This is a genomic window from Bacillus sp. FMQ74, from assembly GCF_001875785.1.
Taxonomy (GTDB): Bacteria; Bacillota; Bacilli; order Bacillales; family Bacillaceae; genus Bacillus; species Bacillus stercoris.
In genome coordinates this window covers 1-16,467 of record NZ_MOEO01000016.1, presented here as the reverse complement: position 1 = coordinate 16,467, position 16,467 = coordinate 1, and the positions used below count along the sequence as shown (strand labels likewise).

22 protein-coding genes, 1 rRNA gene and 1 pseudogene are annotated in these 16,467 nt (G+C 42.0%); 22 read left to right on the top strand and 2 right to left on the bottom strand.

All coding sequences use genetic code 11. The features are described 5' to 3' along the window. The first annotated feature begins 1 nt into the window (after position 1). The 20 genes and pseudogenes from secY (at position 2) to salA (ending at position 13,967) form a co-directional block, all read left to right on the top strand. On the top strand, positions 2-1,297 hold the full coding sequence (gene secY / locus BLL41_RS20305; protein ID WP_071579229.1) for a preprotein translocase subunit SecY: 1,296 nt from the start codon (positions 2-4) through the stop codon (positions 1,295-1,297). Positions 1,298-1,351: 54 nt separating this feature from the next. Beyond that, positions 1,352-2,005 carry an adenylate kinase gene (locus BLL41_RS20300; RefSeq protein ID WP_003241987.1) on the top strand — a complete coding sequence of 218 codons (654 nt, stop codon included), beginning with the start codon at positions 1,352-1,354 and terminating at the stop codon, positions 2,003-2,005. After that, complete coding sequence (gene map / locus BLL41_RS20295; RefSeq protein WP_003225828.1) at positions 2,002-2,748, top strand: type I methionyl aminopeptidase; 747 nt, start codon at positions 2,002-2,004, stop codon at positions 2,746-2,748. The genes BLL41_RS20300 and map overlap by 4 nt, the downstream gene beginning before the upstream one ends. 59 nt (positions 2,749-2,807) lie before the next feature. Then, positions 2,808-3,082: pseudogene (locus BLL41_RS20290) on the top strand (ribosome-binding protein ybzG). Beyond that, positions 3,060-3,278 carry a translation initiation factor IF-1 gene (infA, locus tag BLL41_RS20285; RefSeq protein WP_003156508.1) on the top strand — a complete coding sequence of 73 codons (219 nt, stop codon included), beginning with the start codon at positions 3,060-3,062 and terminating at the stop codon, positions 3,276-3,278. The pseudogene BLL41_RS20290 and the gene infA overlap by 23 nt, the downstream one beginning before the upstream one ends. A gap of 33 nt (positions 3,279-3,311) precedes the next feature. After that, positions 3,312-3,425, top strand: coding sequence for a 50S ribosomal protein L36 (rpmJ, locus tag BLL41_RS20280; protein WP_003156543.1), 114 nt, complete (start codon positions 3,312-3,314; stop codon positions 3,423-3,425). A 22-nt stretch (positions 3,426-3,447) separates the two neighbouring features. Then, entirely contained in the window at positions 3,448-3,813 is a 366-nt protein-coding gene (rpsM, locus tag BLL41_RS20275; RefSeq protein ID WP_003235095.1) for a 30S ribosomal protein S13, read from the top strand. Positions 3,814-3,833: 20 nt separating this feature from the next. Continuing rightward, complete coding sequence (gene rpsK, locus BLL41_RS20270) at positions 3,834-4,229, top strand: 30S ribosomal protein S11 (protein WP_009966385.1); 396 nt, start codon at positions 3,834-3,836, stop codon at positions 4,227-4,229. Between the two features lie 176 nt (positions 4,230-4,405). Then, the gene (locus BLL41_RS20265; protein ID WP_003225835.1) at positions 4,406-5,350 is read left to right on the top strand and encodes a DNA-directed RNA polymerase subunit alpha; all 945 of its coding nucleotides are present in this window, start codon (positions 4,406-4,408) and stop codon (positions 5,348-5,350) included. Positions 5,351-5,427: 77 nt separating this feature from the next. Further along, entirely contained in the window at positions 5,428-5,790 is a 363-nt protein-coding gene (rplQ, locus tag BLL41_RS20260; RefSeq protein ID WP_003225836.1) for a 50S ribosomal protein L17, read from the top strand. A gap of 129 nt (positions 5,791-5,919) precedes the next feature. After that, on the top strand, positions 5,920-6,765 hold the full coding sequence (locus tag BLL41_RS20255; protein ID WP_071579228.1) for an energy-coupling factor ABC transporter ATP-binding protein: 846 nt from the start codon (positions 5,920-5,922) through the stop codon (positions 6,763-6,765). Beyond that, positions 6,741-7,610, top strand: a complete 870-nt coding sequence (locus tag BLL41_RS20250; protein ID WP_071579227.1) for an energy-coupling factor ABC transporter ATP-binding protein — start codon at positions 6,741-6,743, stop codon at positions 7,608-7,610. The genes BLL41_RS20255 and BLL41_RS20250 overlap by 25 nt, the downstream gene beginning before the upstream one ends. Beyond that, positions 7,607-8,404 (top strand): energy-coupling factor transporter transmembrane component T family protein, encoded by a 798-nt coding sequence (locus tag BLL41_RS20245; RefSeq protein WP_071579226.1) that lies wholly within the window; start codon positions 7,607-7,609, stop codon positions 8,402-8,404. Before BLL41_RS20250 ends, BLL41_RS20245 begins: the two co-directional genes overlap by 4 nt. A gap of 9 nt (positions 8,405-8,413) precedes the next feature. Next, complete coding sequence (gene truA / locus BLL41_RS20240) at positions 8,414-9,157, top strand: tRNA pseudouridine(38-40) synthase TruA (RefSeq protein ID WP_069148834.1); 744 nt, start codon at positions 8,414-8,416, stop codon at positions 9,155-9,157. 161 nt (positions 9,158-9,318) lie between these two features. Beyond that, on the top strand, positions 9,319-9,756 hold the full coding sequence (gene rplM / locus BLL41_RS20235; protein ID WP_003241966.1) for a 50S ribosomal protein L13: 438 nt from the start codon (positions 9,319-9,321) through the stop codon (positions 9,754-9,756). 20 nt (positions 9,757-9,776) lie between these two features. Beyond that, positions 9,777-10,169: a 30S ribosomal protein S9 gene (gene rpsI, locus BLL41_RS20230; RefSeq protein WP_004399691.1), complete on the top strand. Its 393-nt coding sequence runs from the start codon at positions 9,777-9,779 to the stop codon at positions 10,167-10,169. A 476-nt stretch (positions 10,170-10,645) separates the two neighbouring features. Then, positions 10,646-11,413 (top strand): class I SAM-dependent methyltransferase, encoded by a 768-nt coding sequence (locus tag BLL41_RS20225; RefSeq protein ID WP_071579225.1) that lies wholly within the window; start codon positions 10,646-10,648, stop codon positions 11,411-11,413. A 184-nt stretch (positions 11,414-11,597) separates the two neighbouring features. Further along, entirely contained in the window at positions 11,598-12,041 is a 444-nt protein-coding gene (locus tag BLL41_RS20220) for a YbaK family protein (protein WP_014662543.1), read from the top strand. Positions 12,042-12,100: 59 nt separating this feature from the next. After that, positions 12,101-12,814 carry an N-acetylmuramoyl-L-alanine amidase CwlD gene (cwlD, locus tag BLL41_RS20215; protein ID WP_014662544.1) on the top strand — a complete coding sequence of 238 codons (714 nt, stop codon included), beginning with the start codon at positions 12,101-12,103 and terminating at the stop codon, positions 12,812-12,814. Positions 12,815-12,908: 94 nt separating this feature from the next. Next, positions 12,909-13,967, top strand: coding sequence for an iron-sulfur carrier protein/transcriptional regulator SalA (gene salA, locus BLL41_RS20210; RefSeq protein ID WP_071579224.1), 1,059 nt, complete (start codon positions 12,909-12,911; stop codon positions 13,965-13,967). Between the two features lie 37 nt (positions 13,968-14,004). Here salA and gerD read toward each other — a convergent pair whose 3' ends face one another. Then, positions 14,005-14,562, bottom strand: coding sequence for a spore germination lipoprotein GerD (gerD, locus tag BLL41_RS20205; protein WP_014662546.1), 558 nt, complete (start codon positions 14,560-14,562; stop codon positions 14,005-14,007). Between the two features lie 109 nt (positions 14,563-14,671). Here gerD and kbaA point away from each other — a divergent pair, with 109 nt between their 5' ends. Continuing rightward, complete coding sequence (kbaA, locus tag BLL41_RS20200; RefSeq protein WP_071579223.1) at positions 14,672-15,268, top strand: KinB-signaling pathway activation protein; 597 nt, start codon at positions 14,672-14,674, stop codon at positions 15,266-15,268. Here the strand turns inward: kbaA and pdaB are convergent, their stop codons facing one another. Beyond that, positions 15,269-16,033 (bottom strand): polysaccharide deacetylase family sporulation protein PdaB, encoded by a 765-nt coding sequence (gene pdaB, locus BLL41_RS20195; RefSeq protein WP_071579222.1) that lies wholly within the window; start codon positions 16,031-16,033, stop codon positions 15,269-15,271. Between the two features lie 351 nt (positions 16,034-16,384). Here pdaB and BLL41_RS20190 point away from each other — a divergent pair. After that, a 16S ribosomal RNA gene (locus BLL41_RS20190) occupies positions 16,385-16,467 on the top strand; the annotation flags it as partial.

The following is a 16,467-nucleotide window of genomic DNA, read 5'->3' as shown; positions in this document are numbered from 1 at the left end:
CTTGTTTAAAACAATCTCCAACTTTATGCGTGTGAGTGATATCAGGAATAAAATCATATTCACTTTACTCATGCTTATCGTCTTTCGCATAGGTGCGTTTATTCCTGTGCCTTATGTTAACGCTGAAGTGTTACAGGCACAGTCTCAAATGGGTGTTTTTGATCTCCTTAATACATTTGGCGGCGGTGCGCTTTACCAATTTTCCATTTTTGCAATGGGAATTACTCCTTATATCACGGCTTCGATCATCATTCAGCTGCTTCAGATGGATGTTGTACCGAAGTTTACCGAGTGGTCTAAGCAAGGTGAAGTTGGCCGCCGTAAATTAGCTCAGTTCACAAGGTACTTTACGATTGTGCTTGGTTTCATCCAAGCGTTAGGTATGTCATATGGATTCAACAATCTGGCAAACGGTATGCTGATCGAAAAATCCGGTGTATCGACATATCTTATCATTGCTTTAGTGCTCACTGGCGGAACTGCCTTTTTAATGTGGCTTGGGGAACAAATTACGTCTCATGGAGTAGGCAACGGAATATCGATCATTATCTTCGCGGGGATTGTGTCTAGTATTCCAAAAACAATTGGGCAAATATATGAGACTCAATTTGTCGGCAGCAACGATCAGTTGTTTATTCATATTGTGAAAGTCGCACTTCTTGTGATTGCGATTTTAGCAGTTATTGTTGGAGTTATTTTCATTCAGCAAGCCGTACGGAAAATTGCGATTCAATATGCTAAAGGCACAGGTCGTTCACCTGCTGGCGGAGGTCAGTCTACACACCTTCCATTGAAAGTGAATCCTGCAGGGGTTATTCCGGTAATCTTTGCGGTTGCGTTTTTGATAACGCCGCGGACGATCGCGTCATTCTTTGGTACAAACGATGTGACAAAGTGGATTCAAAACAACTTTGATAATACGCATCCGGTGGGTATGGCGATATATGTTGCGTTGATTATTGCCTTTACGTACTTTTATGCTTTTGTACAGGTAAACCCTGAACAAATGGCTGATAACCTTAAAAAACAGGGTGGCTATATCCCGGGGGTTCGTCCAGGGAAAATGACTCAAGATAGAATTACGAGCATTTTGTATCGACTTACGTTTGTGGGTTCTATATTCTTAGCCGTGATTTCCATTCTTCCTATCTTTTTCATTCAATTCGCTGGATTGCCTCAAAGTGCACAAATTGGCGGAACATCTTTGTTAATTGTTGTCGGGGTAGCCTTGGAGACAATGAAACAACTAGAAAGCCAGTTGGTGAAACGAAACTACCGTGGATTTATGAAAAACTAGAGGAAATGGATTTATCCATTCCCTCTTAATAAAGAGAGGACGGGGGAAATCCGAATGAACTTAGTCTTAATGGGGCTTCCTGGTGCCGGCAAAGGCACACAGGGCGAACGAATTGTTGAGGATTATGGGATTCCTCATATCTCAACAGGAGATATGTTCCGTGCTGCTATGAAAGAAGAAACACCACTCGGACTCGAAGCAAAATCTTATATTGATAAGGGAGAGCTCGTACCTGACGAAGTCACAATCGGAATTGTAAAAGAAAGACTTGGCAAAGATGATTGTGAAAGAGGTTTTCTTCTGGACGGATTTCCGCGAACAGTCGCTCAAGCCGAAGCTCTTGAAGAAATTCTTGAGGAATACGGCAAGCCGATTGATTATGTCATTAACATTGAAGTCGACAAAGACGCTCTTATGGAACGTCTGACTGGACGCAGAATTTGCAGTGTTTGCGGCACAACCTATCATTTAGTTTTTAATCCGCCGAAAACGCCGGGTATTTGTGATAAAGACGGAGGCGAACTCTATCAACGGGCAGATGATAATGAGGAAACCGTCTCTAAACGGCTTGAGGTAAACATGAAGCAAACTCAGCCTTTACTAGATTTCTATTCAGAGAAAGGTTATCTTGCAAACGTGAATGGCCAACAGGACATTCAAGACGTTTATGCAGATGTGAAGGATCTTCTTGGAGGATTAAAAAAATGATTATCTGTAAAACCCCACGTGAACTTGGTATCATGCGGGAAGCAGGGCGAATCGTGGCTTTAACTCATGAAGAGTTAAAAAAGCACATTAAACCAGGAATCTCGACAAAAGAATTGGATCAAATTGCCGAACGTTTTATTAAGAAGCAGGGTGCAATCCCATCTTTTAAGGGGTATAATGGGTTTCGCGGGAGCATTTGCGTATCAGTTAATGAAGAACTCGTTCACGGCATTCCTGGCAGCAGGGTGCTGAAGGACGGTGACATCATCAGTATTGATATCGGTGCTAAATTAAATGGTTATCATGGTGACTCTGCATGGACATATCCGGTAGGAAACATCAGCGATGATGACAAAAAACTTCTGGAAGTGACAGAGGAGTCTTTATATAAAGGCTTGCAGGAAGCAAAACCAGGTGAACGTTTGTCGAATATTTCCCACGCAATACAAACGTATGTCGAAAATGAGCAGTTTTCAGTTGTTAGGGAGTATGTCGGACATGGTGTTGGTCAAGACTTGCATGAGGACCCGCAAATTCCTCATTACGGTCCGCCCAACAAAGGACCACGGCTCAAACCTGGCATGGTTCTCGCTATTGAGCCTATGGTGAACGCTGGCAGCCGCTACGTGAAAACATTGGCTGATAACTGGACGGTTGTAACGGTAGATGGGAAAAAGTGTGCTCATTTTGAACATACGATTGCGATTACGGAAACGGGTTTTGATATACTGACGAGAGTCTAGATGATGAAAATAATTCCGAAGACAGATGTTTTTTCGACTTGATAGGGCAGAAAGCTTGGATGAACATTGGCAGGACTGAATTCATCTTGTCGCTTGTCATTGGAATTTTGACCATCATCAATGTACTAACAGCAGACGGAGAAAAGCGTACATTTCATTCTCCTAAGAAAAAGAATATCAATCATGTAACCCTTTATGATTGCGTATCTCCGGAAGTTCAGAACAGTATAAACGAAACAGGGCGTGTGACAAACTTCTTTTGAAATTTGTCAGAAAGCAAGTTACTGATTTGAAGAAGGGAGAACACTTGAATGGCGAAAGACGATGTAATTGAAGTGGAAGGTACTATAGTCGAAACACTGCCAAACGCGATGTTCAAAGTTGAACTTGAGAATGGCCACACTGTTTTGGCTCATGTATCTGGTAAAATCCGCATGCACTTCATTCGCATTTTACCTGGAGACAAAGTTACGGTAGAATTATCTCCATATGACTTAACTCGTGGCAGGATTACGTACCGTTACAAATAAAGCACTCCGGAAACTGAAGGAGGTTGGAAACACATGAAAGTGAGACCATCAGTTAAACCAATCTGCGAAAAATGTAAAGTTATTCGCAGAAAAGGAAAAGTAATGGTGATCTGTGAAAATCCAAAGCATAAACAAAAACAAGGATAATTTATAAGGAGGTGCCCAGAGAATGGCTCGTATTGCTGGTGTAGATATCCCACGTGACAAACGTGTTGTTATTTCTTTAACATACATCTTCGGAATTGGCCGCACAACGGCTCAGCAAGTTTTAAAAGAAGCTGGAGTTTCAGAAGATACTCGTGTGCGCGATCTTACTGAAGAAGAACTTGGTAAAATCCGTGATATTATTGATAAACTGAAAGTAGAAGGTGACCTTCGCCGTGAAGTTTCTCTTAATATCAAACGTCTGATCGAAATCGGAAGCTACCGCGGAATCCGTCATCGCAGAGGATTACCTGTTCGCGGACAAAACTCTAAAAACAACGCGCGTACTCGTAAAGGTCCGCGTCGTACTGTAGCTAACAAGAAAAAATAAGTAAGGGAGGTTCTTAAACAATGGCTGCTGCTCGTAAATCTAACACGCGTAAACGTCGCGTGAAAAAGAATATTGAGTCTGGTATTGCTCATATTCGTTCAACTTTCAATAACACGATCGTTACGATCACTGACACTCATGGTAATGCTATTTCTTGGTCTAGTGCCGGAGCTTTAGGATTCAGAGGTTCTCGTAAATCTACTCCTTTCGCTGCGCAAATGGCTGCAGAAACAGCTGCTAAAGGTTCAATCGAACATGGTCTTAAAACTCTAGAGGTTACTGTTAAAGGACCTGGTTCAGGCCGTGAAGCTGCAATCCGTGCACTTCAAGCTGCTGGACTAGAAGTCACTGCTATCAGAGACGTAACTCCTGTTCCTCATAACGGATGCCGTCCACCAAAACGTCGCCGCGTGTAATTTGTTTGTATAGATTTTGTGTCCCTGTCAATAATGGGTTATGATACAGTTATTTATGAAACGAATGCACCGACTCGTTGCCTGAGCACATACGGGACTAAACAATGGGGAATTTCGGATGGAATCTCATATGATTCTATTCGAGGTTTCGACGTTTTGAAGGAGGGTTTTAAGTAATGATCGAGATTGAAAAACCAAAAATCGAAACGGTTGAAATCAGCGACGATGCCAAATTTGGTAAGTTTGTCGTAGAGCCACTTGAGCGTGGATATGGTACAACTCTGGGTAACTCCTTACGTCGTATCCTCTTATCCTCACTCCCTGGTGCCGCTGTAACATCAATCCAGATAGATGGTGTACTGCACGAATTCTCGACAATTGAAGGCGTTGTGGAAGATGTTACAACGATTATCTTACACATTAAAAAGCTTGCATTGAAAATCTACTCTGATGAAGAGAAGACGCTAGAAATTGATGTACAGGGTGAAGGAACTGTAACGGCAGCTGATATTACACACGATAGTGATGTAGAGATCTTAAATCCTGATCTTCATATCGCGACTCTTGGTGAGAATGCGAGTTTCCGAGTTCGCCTTACTGCTCAAAGGGGACGTGGGTATACGCCTGCTGACGCAAACAAGAGAGACGATCAGCCAATCGGCGTGATTCCGATCGATTCTATCTATACGCCAGTTTCTCGTGTATCTTATCAGGTAGAGAACACTCGTGTAGGCCAAGTTGCAAACTATGATAAACTTACACTTGATGTTTGGACTGATGGAAGCACTGGACCGAAAGAAGCAATTGCGCTTGGTTCAAAGATTTTAACTGAACACCTTAATATATTCGTTGGTTTAACTGACGAAGCTCAACATGCTGAAATCATGGTTGAAAAAGAAGAAGATCAAAAAGAGAAAGTTCTTGAAATGACGATTGAAGAATTGGATCTTTCTGTTCGTTCTTACAACTGCTTAAAGCGTGCGGGTATTAACACGGTTCAAGAGCTTGCGAACAAGACGGAAGAAGACATGATGAAAGTTCGTAATCTAGGACGCAAATCACTTGAAGAAGTGAAAGCGAAACTAGAAGAACTTGGACTCGGACTTCGCAAAGACGATTGACTAGTTTCCCTTGTGAACTAGGATTTTCGTGTGTTTATTATTCAGAAACAGCATTCCAATAAAGGAGGGGACATCACATGTCATACAGAAAACTAGGACGTACGAGTGCACAGCGTAAGGCTATGCTTCGTGATCTTACAACTGATTTGATCATCAACGAAAGAATCGAAACAACTGAAACACGTGCGAAAGAACTTCGCTCTGTAGTTGAAAAAATGATCACGCTTGGCAAACGCGGTGATCTTCACGCTCGCCGTCAAGCTGCTGCATACATCCGCAACGAGGTTGCAAACGAAGAAAATAACCAAGATGCACTTCAAAAATTATTCTCTGACATTGCAACTCGTTACGAGGAGCGCCAAGGCGGATACACACGTATTATGAAGCTTGGTCCTCGCCGTGGTGACGGAGCACCAATGGCAATTATCGAATTGGTTTAATCACATATTTTTGTGTATCTAAAGAAGGGCGGGACAGTTTCTAACTGGATCTATGCCCTTTTTTTAGATACTGCAACTTTTAATATAGAGAGAAAAGCAGAGCATTAGCTGAGAGGAGGCCGGTTTTCCATGAATCAAAATCAGTTGATATCGGTAGAGGATATCGTATTTCGATATCGGAAGGACGCAGAAAGACGAGCACTAGACGGCGTCTCCCTGCAGGTGTATGAGGGTGAATGGCTTGCAATTGTAGGTCATAACGGTTCAGGGAAATCAACACTGGCCCGGGCATTGAATGGTTTAATTCTTCCTGAATCAGGTGACATCGAGGTTGCCGGGATTCAATTGACAGAGGAATCAGTTTGGGAAGTGCGTAAGAAGATAGGTATGGTCTTTCAAAATCCGGATAACCAATTTGTCGGAACGACTGTTCGCGATGATGTGGCTTTTGGTTTAGAAAACAATGGTGTACCGCGGGAAGAAATGATTGAGAGAGTAGACTGGGCAGTAAAACAGGTAAATATGCAAGATTTTCTCGATCAAGAGCCGCACCATCTCTCCGGAGGCCAAAAGCAGAGAGTTGCGATTGCGGGAGTTATTGCCGCACGTCCTGATATTATTATCTTAGATGAAGCAACATCCATGCTTGATCCGATCGGGCGAGAAGAAGTGCTTGAAACGGTAAGACATTTAAAAGAACAGGGCATGGCGACTGTCATATCCATTACACATGATCTGGATGAGGCAGCAAAAGCAGACAGGATCATTGTCATGAATGGCGGTAAAAAATATGCTGAAGGGCCGCCTGAAGAGATTTTTAAATTGAATAAAGAACTTGTTCAAATCGGGCTTGATTTACCCTTCTCATTCCAGCTTAGCCAGCTATTAAGAGAAAATGGACTGGCTTTGGAAGAAAACCATTTGACTCAGGAAGGGCTGGTGAAAGAGCTATGGACATTACAATCAAAGATGTAGAGCATCGCTATCAGATGAAGACGCCGTTTGAGCGCCTGGCACTGTATGATATCAATGCATCGATTAAAGAAGGTAGCTACGTAGCCGTTATCGGACATACAGGCTCTGGCAAGTCCACTCTTCTTCAGCACTTAAATGGTCTCCTGAAGCCGACGAAGGGACAGATATCACTAGGCAGCACTGTCATTCAGGCAGGGAAAAAGAATAAAGACCTGAAAAAACTTCGTAAAAAAGTCGGAATCGTTTTCCAATTTCCTGAGCATCAATTATTCGAAGAAACAGTTCTTAAAGATATATCGTTCGGACCGATGAACTTTGGGGTAAAAAAAGAGGATGCTGAACAAAAAGCGAGGGAGATGCTAGAGCTTGTAGGTTTATCAGAAGAGCTTCTGGACAGATCCCCTTTTGAATTAAGCGGCGGACAAATGCGCAGAGTTGCAATTGCCGGCGTACTTGCAATGGATCCTGAGGTGCTTGTTCTGGATGAACCGACTGCAGGATTGGACCCAAGAGGGCGAAAAGAGATAATGGACATGTTTTATGAGCTTCATCAACGTGGGAACCTGACGACGATCCTTGTGACACACAGCATGGAGGATGCAGCTGCATACGCTGATGAAATGATTGTTATGCACAAAGGAACGATACAAGCATCAGGCAGTCCGCGTGAACTGTTTTTAAAGGGTGAAGAGATGGCTGGCTGGGGGCTGGATCTTCCGGAAACGATAAAATTCCAAAGACATCTTGAAGCTGCACTGGGTGTGAGATTTAATGAGCCTATGCTCACAATTGAAGATGCCGCTGCTGAAATTCGCGCTCTTTTTCAGGGGGAGAAGACCTTATGATGGACAGCATGATTATCGGCAAGTATGTACCGGGCTCCTCACTTGTGCACCGGCTTGACCCCAGAACAAAGCTTATCACGATCTTTTTATTTGTCTGCATCGTATTCTTAGCCAATAATGCGCAGACATATGCGCTGCTTGGATTATTTACAGTTGGCGTCGTTTCTTTAACAAGAGTTCCTTTCTCTTTTTTAATGAAAGGGCTGAAGCCTATCATCTGGATTGTCCTCTTTACGTTCCTTCTTCACATTTTTATGACACATGAAGGACCGGTTATCTTTCAAATAGGTTTTTTCAAAGTCTATGAGGGCGGTCTGGTTCAGGGGATATTCATTTCCCTTAGATTCGTCTACCTGATTTTAATCACAACCTTATTAACGCTTACGACAACACCGATTGAGATTACCGATGGAATGGAGCAGCTGCTGAATCCACTGAAAAAATTAAAACTTCCTGTCCACGAGCTGGCACTAATGATGTCCATTTCTTTGCGGTTTATTCCGACACTGATGGAGGAAACAGATAAGATCATGAAGGCTCAGATGGCGCGAGGCGTTGATTTTACAAGCGGGCCTGTTAAAGATAGGGTGAAGGCTATTGTTCCGCTTCTTGTCCCCCTTTTCGTCAGTGCTTTTAAACGTGCTGAAGAGCTTGCGGTGGCAATGGAAGCAAGAGGCTATCAGGGCGGAGAAGGGCGTACGAAATATAGAAAGCTTGTATGGACAGGAAAAGACACTTCTGTCATTGCCAGCTTGATGGTATTAGCTGCTTTGTTATTTTTCTTAAGGGCTTAGAGGTGCTGTATGAGACTGAAATGTACGATTTCTTATGACGGACATTTGTTTAACGGTTATCAGGTTCAGCCGGGCAAAAGAACGGTTCAGGATGAACTGGAGAAGGCTTTGGCTGTCTTGCATAAGTCAAAAGAAAGAATTCCTGTCGTTTCGTCTGGAAGAACAGACAGCGGGGTTCACGCAGCCGGACAGGTGATTCATTTTGACACTCCGCTGGCTATCCCGGCGGAAAGATGGCCTTATGCCTTAAATGCACTGCTTCCGGACGATATCGCAGTCAAACAGGCAGAAATTGCGGATGATGGGTTCCATGCACGATTTAGCGCAGTCAAAAAAGAATATCGCTATTTTGTATACACGGAAAAACACCCGGACGTATTTAAACGGCATTACGCTTACCATTTTTCATATCGCCTTAATGTGCAGGACATGAGAGAAGCGGCAAAGCATCTTATAGGGACACATGATTTTACGAGCTTTTGCGCGGCAAAAACAGAAGTGCAGGACAAGGTAAGAACGATTTACGAGCTTGATTGGACTGAGACGGATGACGGCCTGCAAATGCGGATCACAGGCAGCGGTTTCTTATATAATATGGTCAGAATTATTGTCGGTACTTTGCTTGATGCAGGTATTGGAAAAATTTCTCCCGATGATGTGAAATCTATGCTGGAAGCGAAGGATCGCGAAGCGGCAGGGCGCACAGCACCTGGGCACGGGCTATATTTATGGAACGTTTACTATGACAACTAAACCAGGTGTATAATATTTTCTTGACAGAGTCTGCATAAAGTTATAAGATATCATATGGTATGTATTTCAACCCCACGATAAGCCCCGGAACTTATTGTGTTGTGAAATAGAACGTAATCGAAGTTTATTGAAAATGACAGATCATTTAGGAGGGAAATTCAATGCGTACAACACCTATGGCTAACGCAAGTACTATTGAACGCAAGTGGTTAGTTGTTGATGCTGCTGGCAAGACTTTAGGTCGTCTTTCTTCAGAAGTTGCAGCTATCCTTCGCGGAAAACACAAACCAACTTACACACCACACGTTGATACTGGAGATCATGTGATCATCATCAACGCTGAAAAAATCGAGTTAACTGGTAAAAAGTTAACTGACAAAATCTACTACCGTCACACTCAACATCCAGGCGGATTAAAATCAAGAACTGCTCTTGAAATGCGTACAAACTACCCTGAGAAAATGCTTGAGCTTGCTATCAAAGGCATGCTTCCAAAAGGTTCTCTAGGTCGTCAAATGTTCAAAAAATTGAACGTATACCGTGGTTCTGAGCATCCACACGAAGCACAAAAACCTGAAGTTTACGAACTTCGCGGTTAATTAAAAAGGAGGTTACCAATTTGGCACAGGTTCAATATTACGGTACTGGCCGTCGTAAAAGCTCTGTAGCGCGTGTGCGTTTAGTTCCAGGAGAAGGTCGTATCGTCGTTAATAATCGTGAAATCAGCGAACACATCCCATCTGCAGCTTTAATCGAAGATATCAAACAACCATTAACTTTGACTGAAACAGCTGGCACTTATGATGTTTTAGTAAACGTACATGGAGGCGGCTTATCTGGTCAAGCTGGAGCAATCCGTCACGGTATCGCTCGTGCTTTGCTTGAAGCAGATCCAGAATACCGTACAACTCTTAAACGTGCAGGTCTTCTGACTCGTGACGCTCGTATGAAAGAACGTAAAAAATACGGTCTTAAAGGCGCTCGTCGTGCACCTCAGTTCTCAAAACGTTAATTTTGCGTTTTCAAAAAAGCTCTCGACCTTGTGTTGGGAGCTTTTTCTTTTATTAGAACATGATAGTTCTGCAACAAAAAACAACTAAATGGACGAATGACGGAGATAACAAATTGTTTGCGTATAAACGGTCTGACTTGTAATAATTATAATATCTCACATTTCATGATCACTTATTGAATTCGCAATATGGTCAATGTTTATAATCGTTATGTCATCAGCCGAGCTCTTTCTAACCCCAGTCTCCGTTAAAGTTAACTGCTGATTCTCATCTATTTCTTAACCCAGAGGAACAATAGCTCTTTGCTAATGACATTATTTAAAGAAGTAAGTGTAAATTTTAATGACGTAAATCACATATCTCCTTTGTGATTTTTTTGCGTTTTTATGAACTTTTTTCTAAATATGCAAAGGGAAAGCGATATCAATCTAGAAATATTTGTTATACTCTATACATTAAAGTAAGGAGAAGATTCATGAATGCGTTAGTAGCTCATAATAGCAAAGCCTGGGATAAAAAAGTAGAAACAGGCAATGAATGGACTGTTGCTGTTGAGCAGCAGGTTATCGAACAAGCGAAAAAAGGCAATTGGGATATAAGAGTAACACCAATGAAAGATGTACCGAAGGATTGGTTTCCGTCTGTCAAGGGTCTGAAAATACTCTGTTTAGCATCAGGCGGCGGCCAGCAAGGTCCAATTTTGGCAGCCGCGGGGGCGGATGTCACCGTATTAGATAACTCCGAAAAACAGCTGAATCAGGATAGAATGGTTGCTGAGCGAGATGGTCTTACAATTCACACTGTCAAAGGAAGCATGGATGATCTCAGTGTATTTAATGATGAATCATTTGATATCATTGTACATCCTGTTGCCAATGTTTTTGTTGAGAATGTCCTCCCGGTCTGGAAGGAAGCACACCGTGTGTTGAAAAGAAACGGCGTACTAATCTCAGGGTTTATCAATCCCGTCGTATTTCTGTTTGATGTAGAATTAGAACAACAAGGTATTTTAAAAGTAAAACACTCCATTCCATATGCAGACCCAGAAGATCTTCCGAAACATAAAGTGAAAAAACTAATCGATAATAATGAGGCTCTGGAATTCGGCCATTCCTTAGAAGACCAGATCAAAGGCCAAATAGATGCCGGTTTTATCGTCACTGGTTTTTATGAAGATAAAGGCGGGTTTGTATTAGATCAATATATCCATACATATTCTGCAACAAGAAGCGTGAAAGTATGAAAAGCAGCGACCTGTCAGAGGGGCTGCTTTTTTTATCACTAATTACAGAACACTTGTTCTATACCCTTCAGAAAGCTGCTTTTTTATCAATTCACACCTTCATTTGGGCAAATTTCCAACCGAATTCGGGCATTGTTTCATCATCCAAACCCCAAAATAATCGGTAAAAGGAGAGTGAATTTATATGGCAGAAGTACTGTCTTTTATGGATGTGAAACGGCAAAAGGATTTTGAATTAGAAAAGAACTTGCTCAAAGAACTCTCTCTGAGACAAATTATCCAGTCTGTTAAGGACTGTTTGGAACCACTATTCCCTTTTTTACATGATGAACGAGATATAATTAGCGAAGGCTGTATTGATTTTGCGATTGAAGCCTATTTGTTAGGCGGGCGTTTTGGAATATTCGGCTATTACGGAGAATCCATGCAAAGTATCAGTGCCCGCTCTGCAAGAGAAGAAGAAGAGCTTCGAATGGAGTTTTTTGATTATCTTTATAATTGGATACACGAGCAATACGCAACATTTGATAAAAACACTGTTTATGAAGCGGCACGCAAGTTTATTAAAGATTGGTGGACAGCAGGGTTCGTTCAAAGAGAAAAACAGTGTAAGCTTCGCATGCGGTAATCATATTTCCCGGCCCTGTCCCATAGTTATGTAATAACGGACAAGCGGGAGGGGAAGGGATGAGGAAAAAGCTTAAATGGCTCAGTTTTTTGCTAGGCTTCATCGTATTACTATTTCTGTTCAAGTATCAGTTCAGCAATAACGATTCTTGGAAGCCGTGGAGCCTGCCCTTGAGCGGGAAAATCATTTACCTAGATCCAGGGCATGGCGGGCCTGACGGCGGAGCAGTCGGCGGAAAGCTGTTAGAGAAGGATGTTACCCTGGAAGTCGCGTTTAGAGTCAGGGATTATCTACAAGAACAAGGAGCGCTTGTGATCATGACCAGAGAAAGTGATACTGATCTCGCTCCAGAGGGAACAAAAGGCTATAGCCGAAGAAAAGCTGAGGATCTAAGACAACGAGTCAAATTAATAAACCATTCAGAGGCGGAGCTCTATATCAGTATACATCTCAATGCGATTCCGTCGCAAAAGTGGAGCGGAGCCCAAAGCTTTTATTACGGAAAATATGCGGAAAATGAGAAAGTCGCAAAATACATTCAGGATGAGCTGAGAAGAAACCTGGAAAACACAACCCGGAAAGCAAAGCGGATTCATGGTATTTACTTAATGCAAAACGTCACTAAACCGGGGGCGCTTATAGAAGTCGGATTTTTATCCAATCCAAGTGAAGCAACGCTGCTCGGTAAACCGAAATATCAAGACAAGGTGGCATCTTCCATATATAAAGGCATTTTGCGATATTTCACAGAAAAAGGAGACCCTCCGGAGTAAGGAGGGTTTACTTGCAGTTCTAAGCATAAGACACCCGCCATTTATGTATGATATAATAATAATTGTAAACGAATACACAAAAGGGTGAGGTTCGATGATAAGAGAAGATGAAGTAAGAAAACTAGTCGGAGAAATGCGCGAACCTTTTCTTCAAAGACCTCTGGGAGAATTGGATGCCGTTAAGGAAATTAAAATAAAGCCTGAAAAACGGCATGTCAGTGTAAAAATCGCTCTTGCAAAAACAGGAACCGCAGAACAAATGCAGATTCAGCAAGAGATCGTAAACGCATTAAAAGGGGCAGGAGCTGAGACGGTCGGCCTTCGATTTGAAGAGCTGCCTGAAGAAACGGTTGCTAAATTCCGGGCGCCGTCAGCTGAGAAAAAAACATTATTAAATATGGATAACCCGCCAGTCTTTCTTGCTGTAGCAAGCGGAAAAGGCGGCGTAGGCAAGTCAACTGTGTCAGTAAACCTAGCTATTTCTCTGGCTCGTCTTGGGAAAAAGGTCGGTTTAATTGATGCGGATATTTATGGCTTCAGTGTACCGGATATGATGGGTATCACTGTGCGTCCAACGGTTGAAGGAGAGAAACTTCTTCCTGTTGAGCGCTTCGGAGTAAAGGTCATGTCAATGGGCTTTTTTGTAGAAGAAAATGCTCCGGTCGTATGGAGAGGGCCGATGCTTGGCAAAATGCTGAATAACTTTTTCCACGAAGTAGAGTGGGGAGAAGTAGACTATATCGTACTTGATCTTCCGCCTGGTACAGGGGACGTTGCTCTCGATGTACATACAATGCTTCCGAGCTGCAAAGAAGTCATCGTATCGACGCCGCATCCGACAGCTGCTTTTGTCGCGGCCAGAGCGGGCTCTATGGCGATTAAAACCGATCATGAGGTCGTAGGGGTCATAGAGAACATGGCTTATTATGAAAGTGCAAAGACAGGGGAAAGAGAATATGTCTTTGGTAAAGGCGGGGGAGATAAACTGGCTGAGGAACTAAATGTACCTTTGCTGGGCAGAATCCCATTGAAGCAGCCTGATTGGGATAAGGACCAATTTGCGCCGTCCGTTTATGACGAAAATCATCCCATCGGAGAAATATATCAAGACATCGCAAAAAAAATAGATTCAAAAATGTCAGTGCAAGTATAAAAAAGGTGAACCGGGATTCCAGATCCCGGATTTCCCTTTATTCACTTTCTTTGGCAGTGTCTTTTGCTGCTTTTTTCAGTTCATCTTCGAACTGTTTTTTGTAAAGCGGACTAGAAAGCGTTTCGTTAATAACCTCTTCTAAATAACTGCGGAATTCTTGGCTTTTTGCCAGCTGACTGTACTTTTTATCCATACCGGGATCCTGCATAACGTTCATCAGCATCTTTTGGTAATCTGGATCCTTCATCAGCTTTTTTATCACTTTTTCATGCTCTGTCTGAAGAGTTTTGGCAAAGCCCTCAGCAAAATCAGTGTCTTCAAAGATGTTTTTCCAAAATTCTTCGCCTTTTTTTGATGTGAGTGTTTTTTCTATTGTTCCTTTAATCGCATCTTGGTCAATCACCAGCGCTTCATTCATGGCATCATCATTTAATAATTCCTTAATGGCTTTTTTTCCATCATCAGTTTTTAATATATCAACAACCATTTTTTTGGTCTGATCATAGTCCATATCCGCTGCTTGGTCTTTTGGAGCGCAAGCTGTTACAGATAATAACAAAAAACAGCTTATCAATAGCGTTTTGGCTTTTGACATGCTTAAGCTCCTTTCACATACTTGTCTTACCTTTAATATGATTCATCTGTTAGGAATTATACATAACAAAATATCGCGGTTCGCGATTTTTGAGGGGATGAATAAAGAAATGAAAAGCCGTGGTTTAGTTCGTTTTTTCTTTTCTATTTTAGCTGTCGGAGCGCTTATCACGAGTATTGTGGGTTTTGCTTTAAAATGGGGAGAATACAGAGGGCTGTTTCTAACATTTGAAGCGGGGCAGATTTTCTCTGTTTTATTTTGGTTTATCGGTGTAGGCATGATTTTCAGTGTGATCAGCCAAATGGGGTTTTTCGTGTTTTTAACAGTTCATCGGTTTGCGCTTGAGATATTAAGATCCTCATCTTTATGGAATTTGCTTCAGTTGTTTTTCATCCTGTTTGTTGCTTTTGATTTAATGTACGTGCGTTTTTTATTTTTTGGAGAGAGCGGAGAATCGCTGGCTGGCTATGCGTGGTTACCATTGTTTTTATTGATCTTTGGAGTGATTACAGCTTATATAAAGCAAAAGCAGTCCTCTAAGAAAACGTTTGTATCATCGTTGTTTTTGATGGTTGTGATTACCGCATTAGAATGGTTCCCTGCATTAAGAGTAAATGATGAGGACTGGCTTTATTTAATGCTATTTCCGTTAATGGCATGTAATGCTTTCCAATTGTTGATGCTGCCTAAGTTTGCAGCGAAGTAATTACTTTACCTCTGCGGATTTGGCATCAGAATTTGCGATGAGATCACCCACGGTTACATTTTTTAATCCTTTTTCTTTCAGCTGATGGATGATATCAGGCAACGCTTCTTCTGTTTGTTTTGCCGAATCGGAGGCATGTAAAAGAATAATGTCTCCCCCGGAAACTTGCTTGGTCACATTGTCGATGATTTTTTCAACTCCGGGATTTGTCCAGTCTTGAGAGTTCACACTGTAGTGAACGACTGTATAATTGTATTGCTTTGCGACCTTTAGAACATTCTTATTGAATTGGCCAGTAGGAGGTCTTAATAGCTGTATGTCTTTGACCCCTAACTTTTCAAATGCTGTTTGCGCGCGATTTATGTCCTTTTTTATTTCGCTGCTCTCTAAATTGGCATAGTTTTTATAAGCATAGCCCATGCTCCCGATTTGATGGCCATCCTTTATGATACGAGCCACCGTGTCGGGATGCCGTTCTGCCCAAGAAGCGGAAAGGAAAAACGTCGCATTTTTAATCCCGTTTGCTTTCAGAGTATTAAGTATAGGTTCTGCTCTCTCATCACCCCAGCTGATATCGAAAGTAAGTGAAATATCTTTAGAGTCTGTTTCTCCTTTATAAATGGCTTTAGGCCCGGTGTCAGTTGAAAAAACGGGGAGCGGGACAGCTCTTTGGATATAAAAAAAGCTGGCTGCTGCAAATGCGGCGATAAGTATAATTATTAATTGTTTCACGCGTTTAATATGCCACACATAGAAGTGATTCACTGATGATGCCTCCTTATCTTGTCCATCATTCTTGTTTTACATCTTATGAGCATGGCCAATTGAATATAACCGATAAAATGTCTCTTCACATATAGCCTAAATTGGGTGTTGACCTTTTGATAATATCCGTGATATATTATTATTCGTCGCTGATAAACAGCTGACATCAACTAAAAGCTTCATTAAATACTTTGAAAAAAGTTATTGACTTAAAAGAGGCTAAATGTTATAGTAATAAAGCTGCTTCGTTAAGTGGCTGTAATGATCTTTGAAAACTAAACAAGACAAAACGTACCTGTTAATTCATTTTTTATAAATCGCACAGCGATGTGCGTAGTCAGTCAAACTACTTTATCGGAGAGTTTGATCCTGGCTCAGGACGAACGCTGGCGGCGTGCCTAATACATGCAAGTCGAGCGGACAGATGGGAGCTT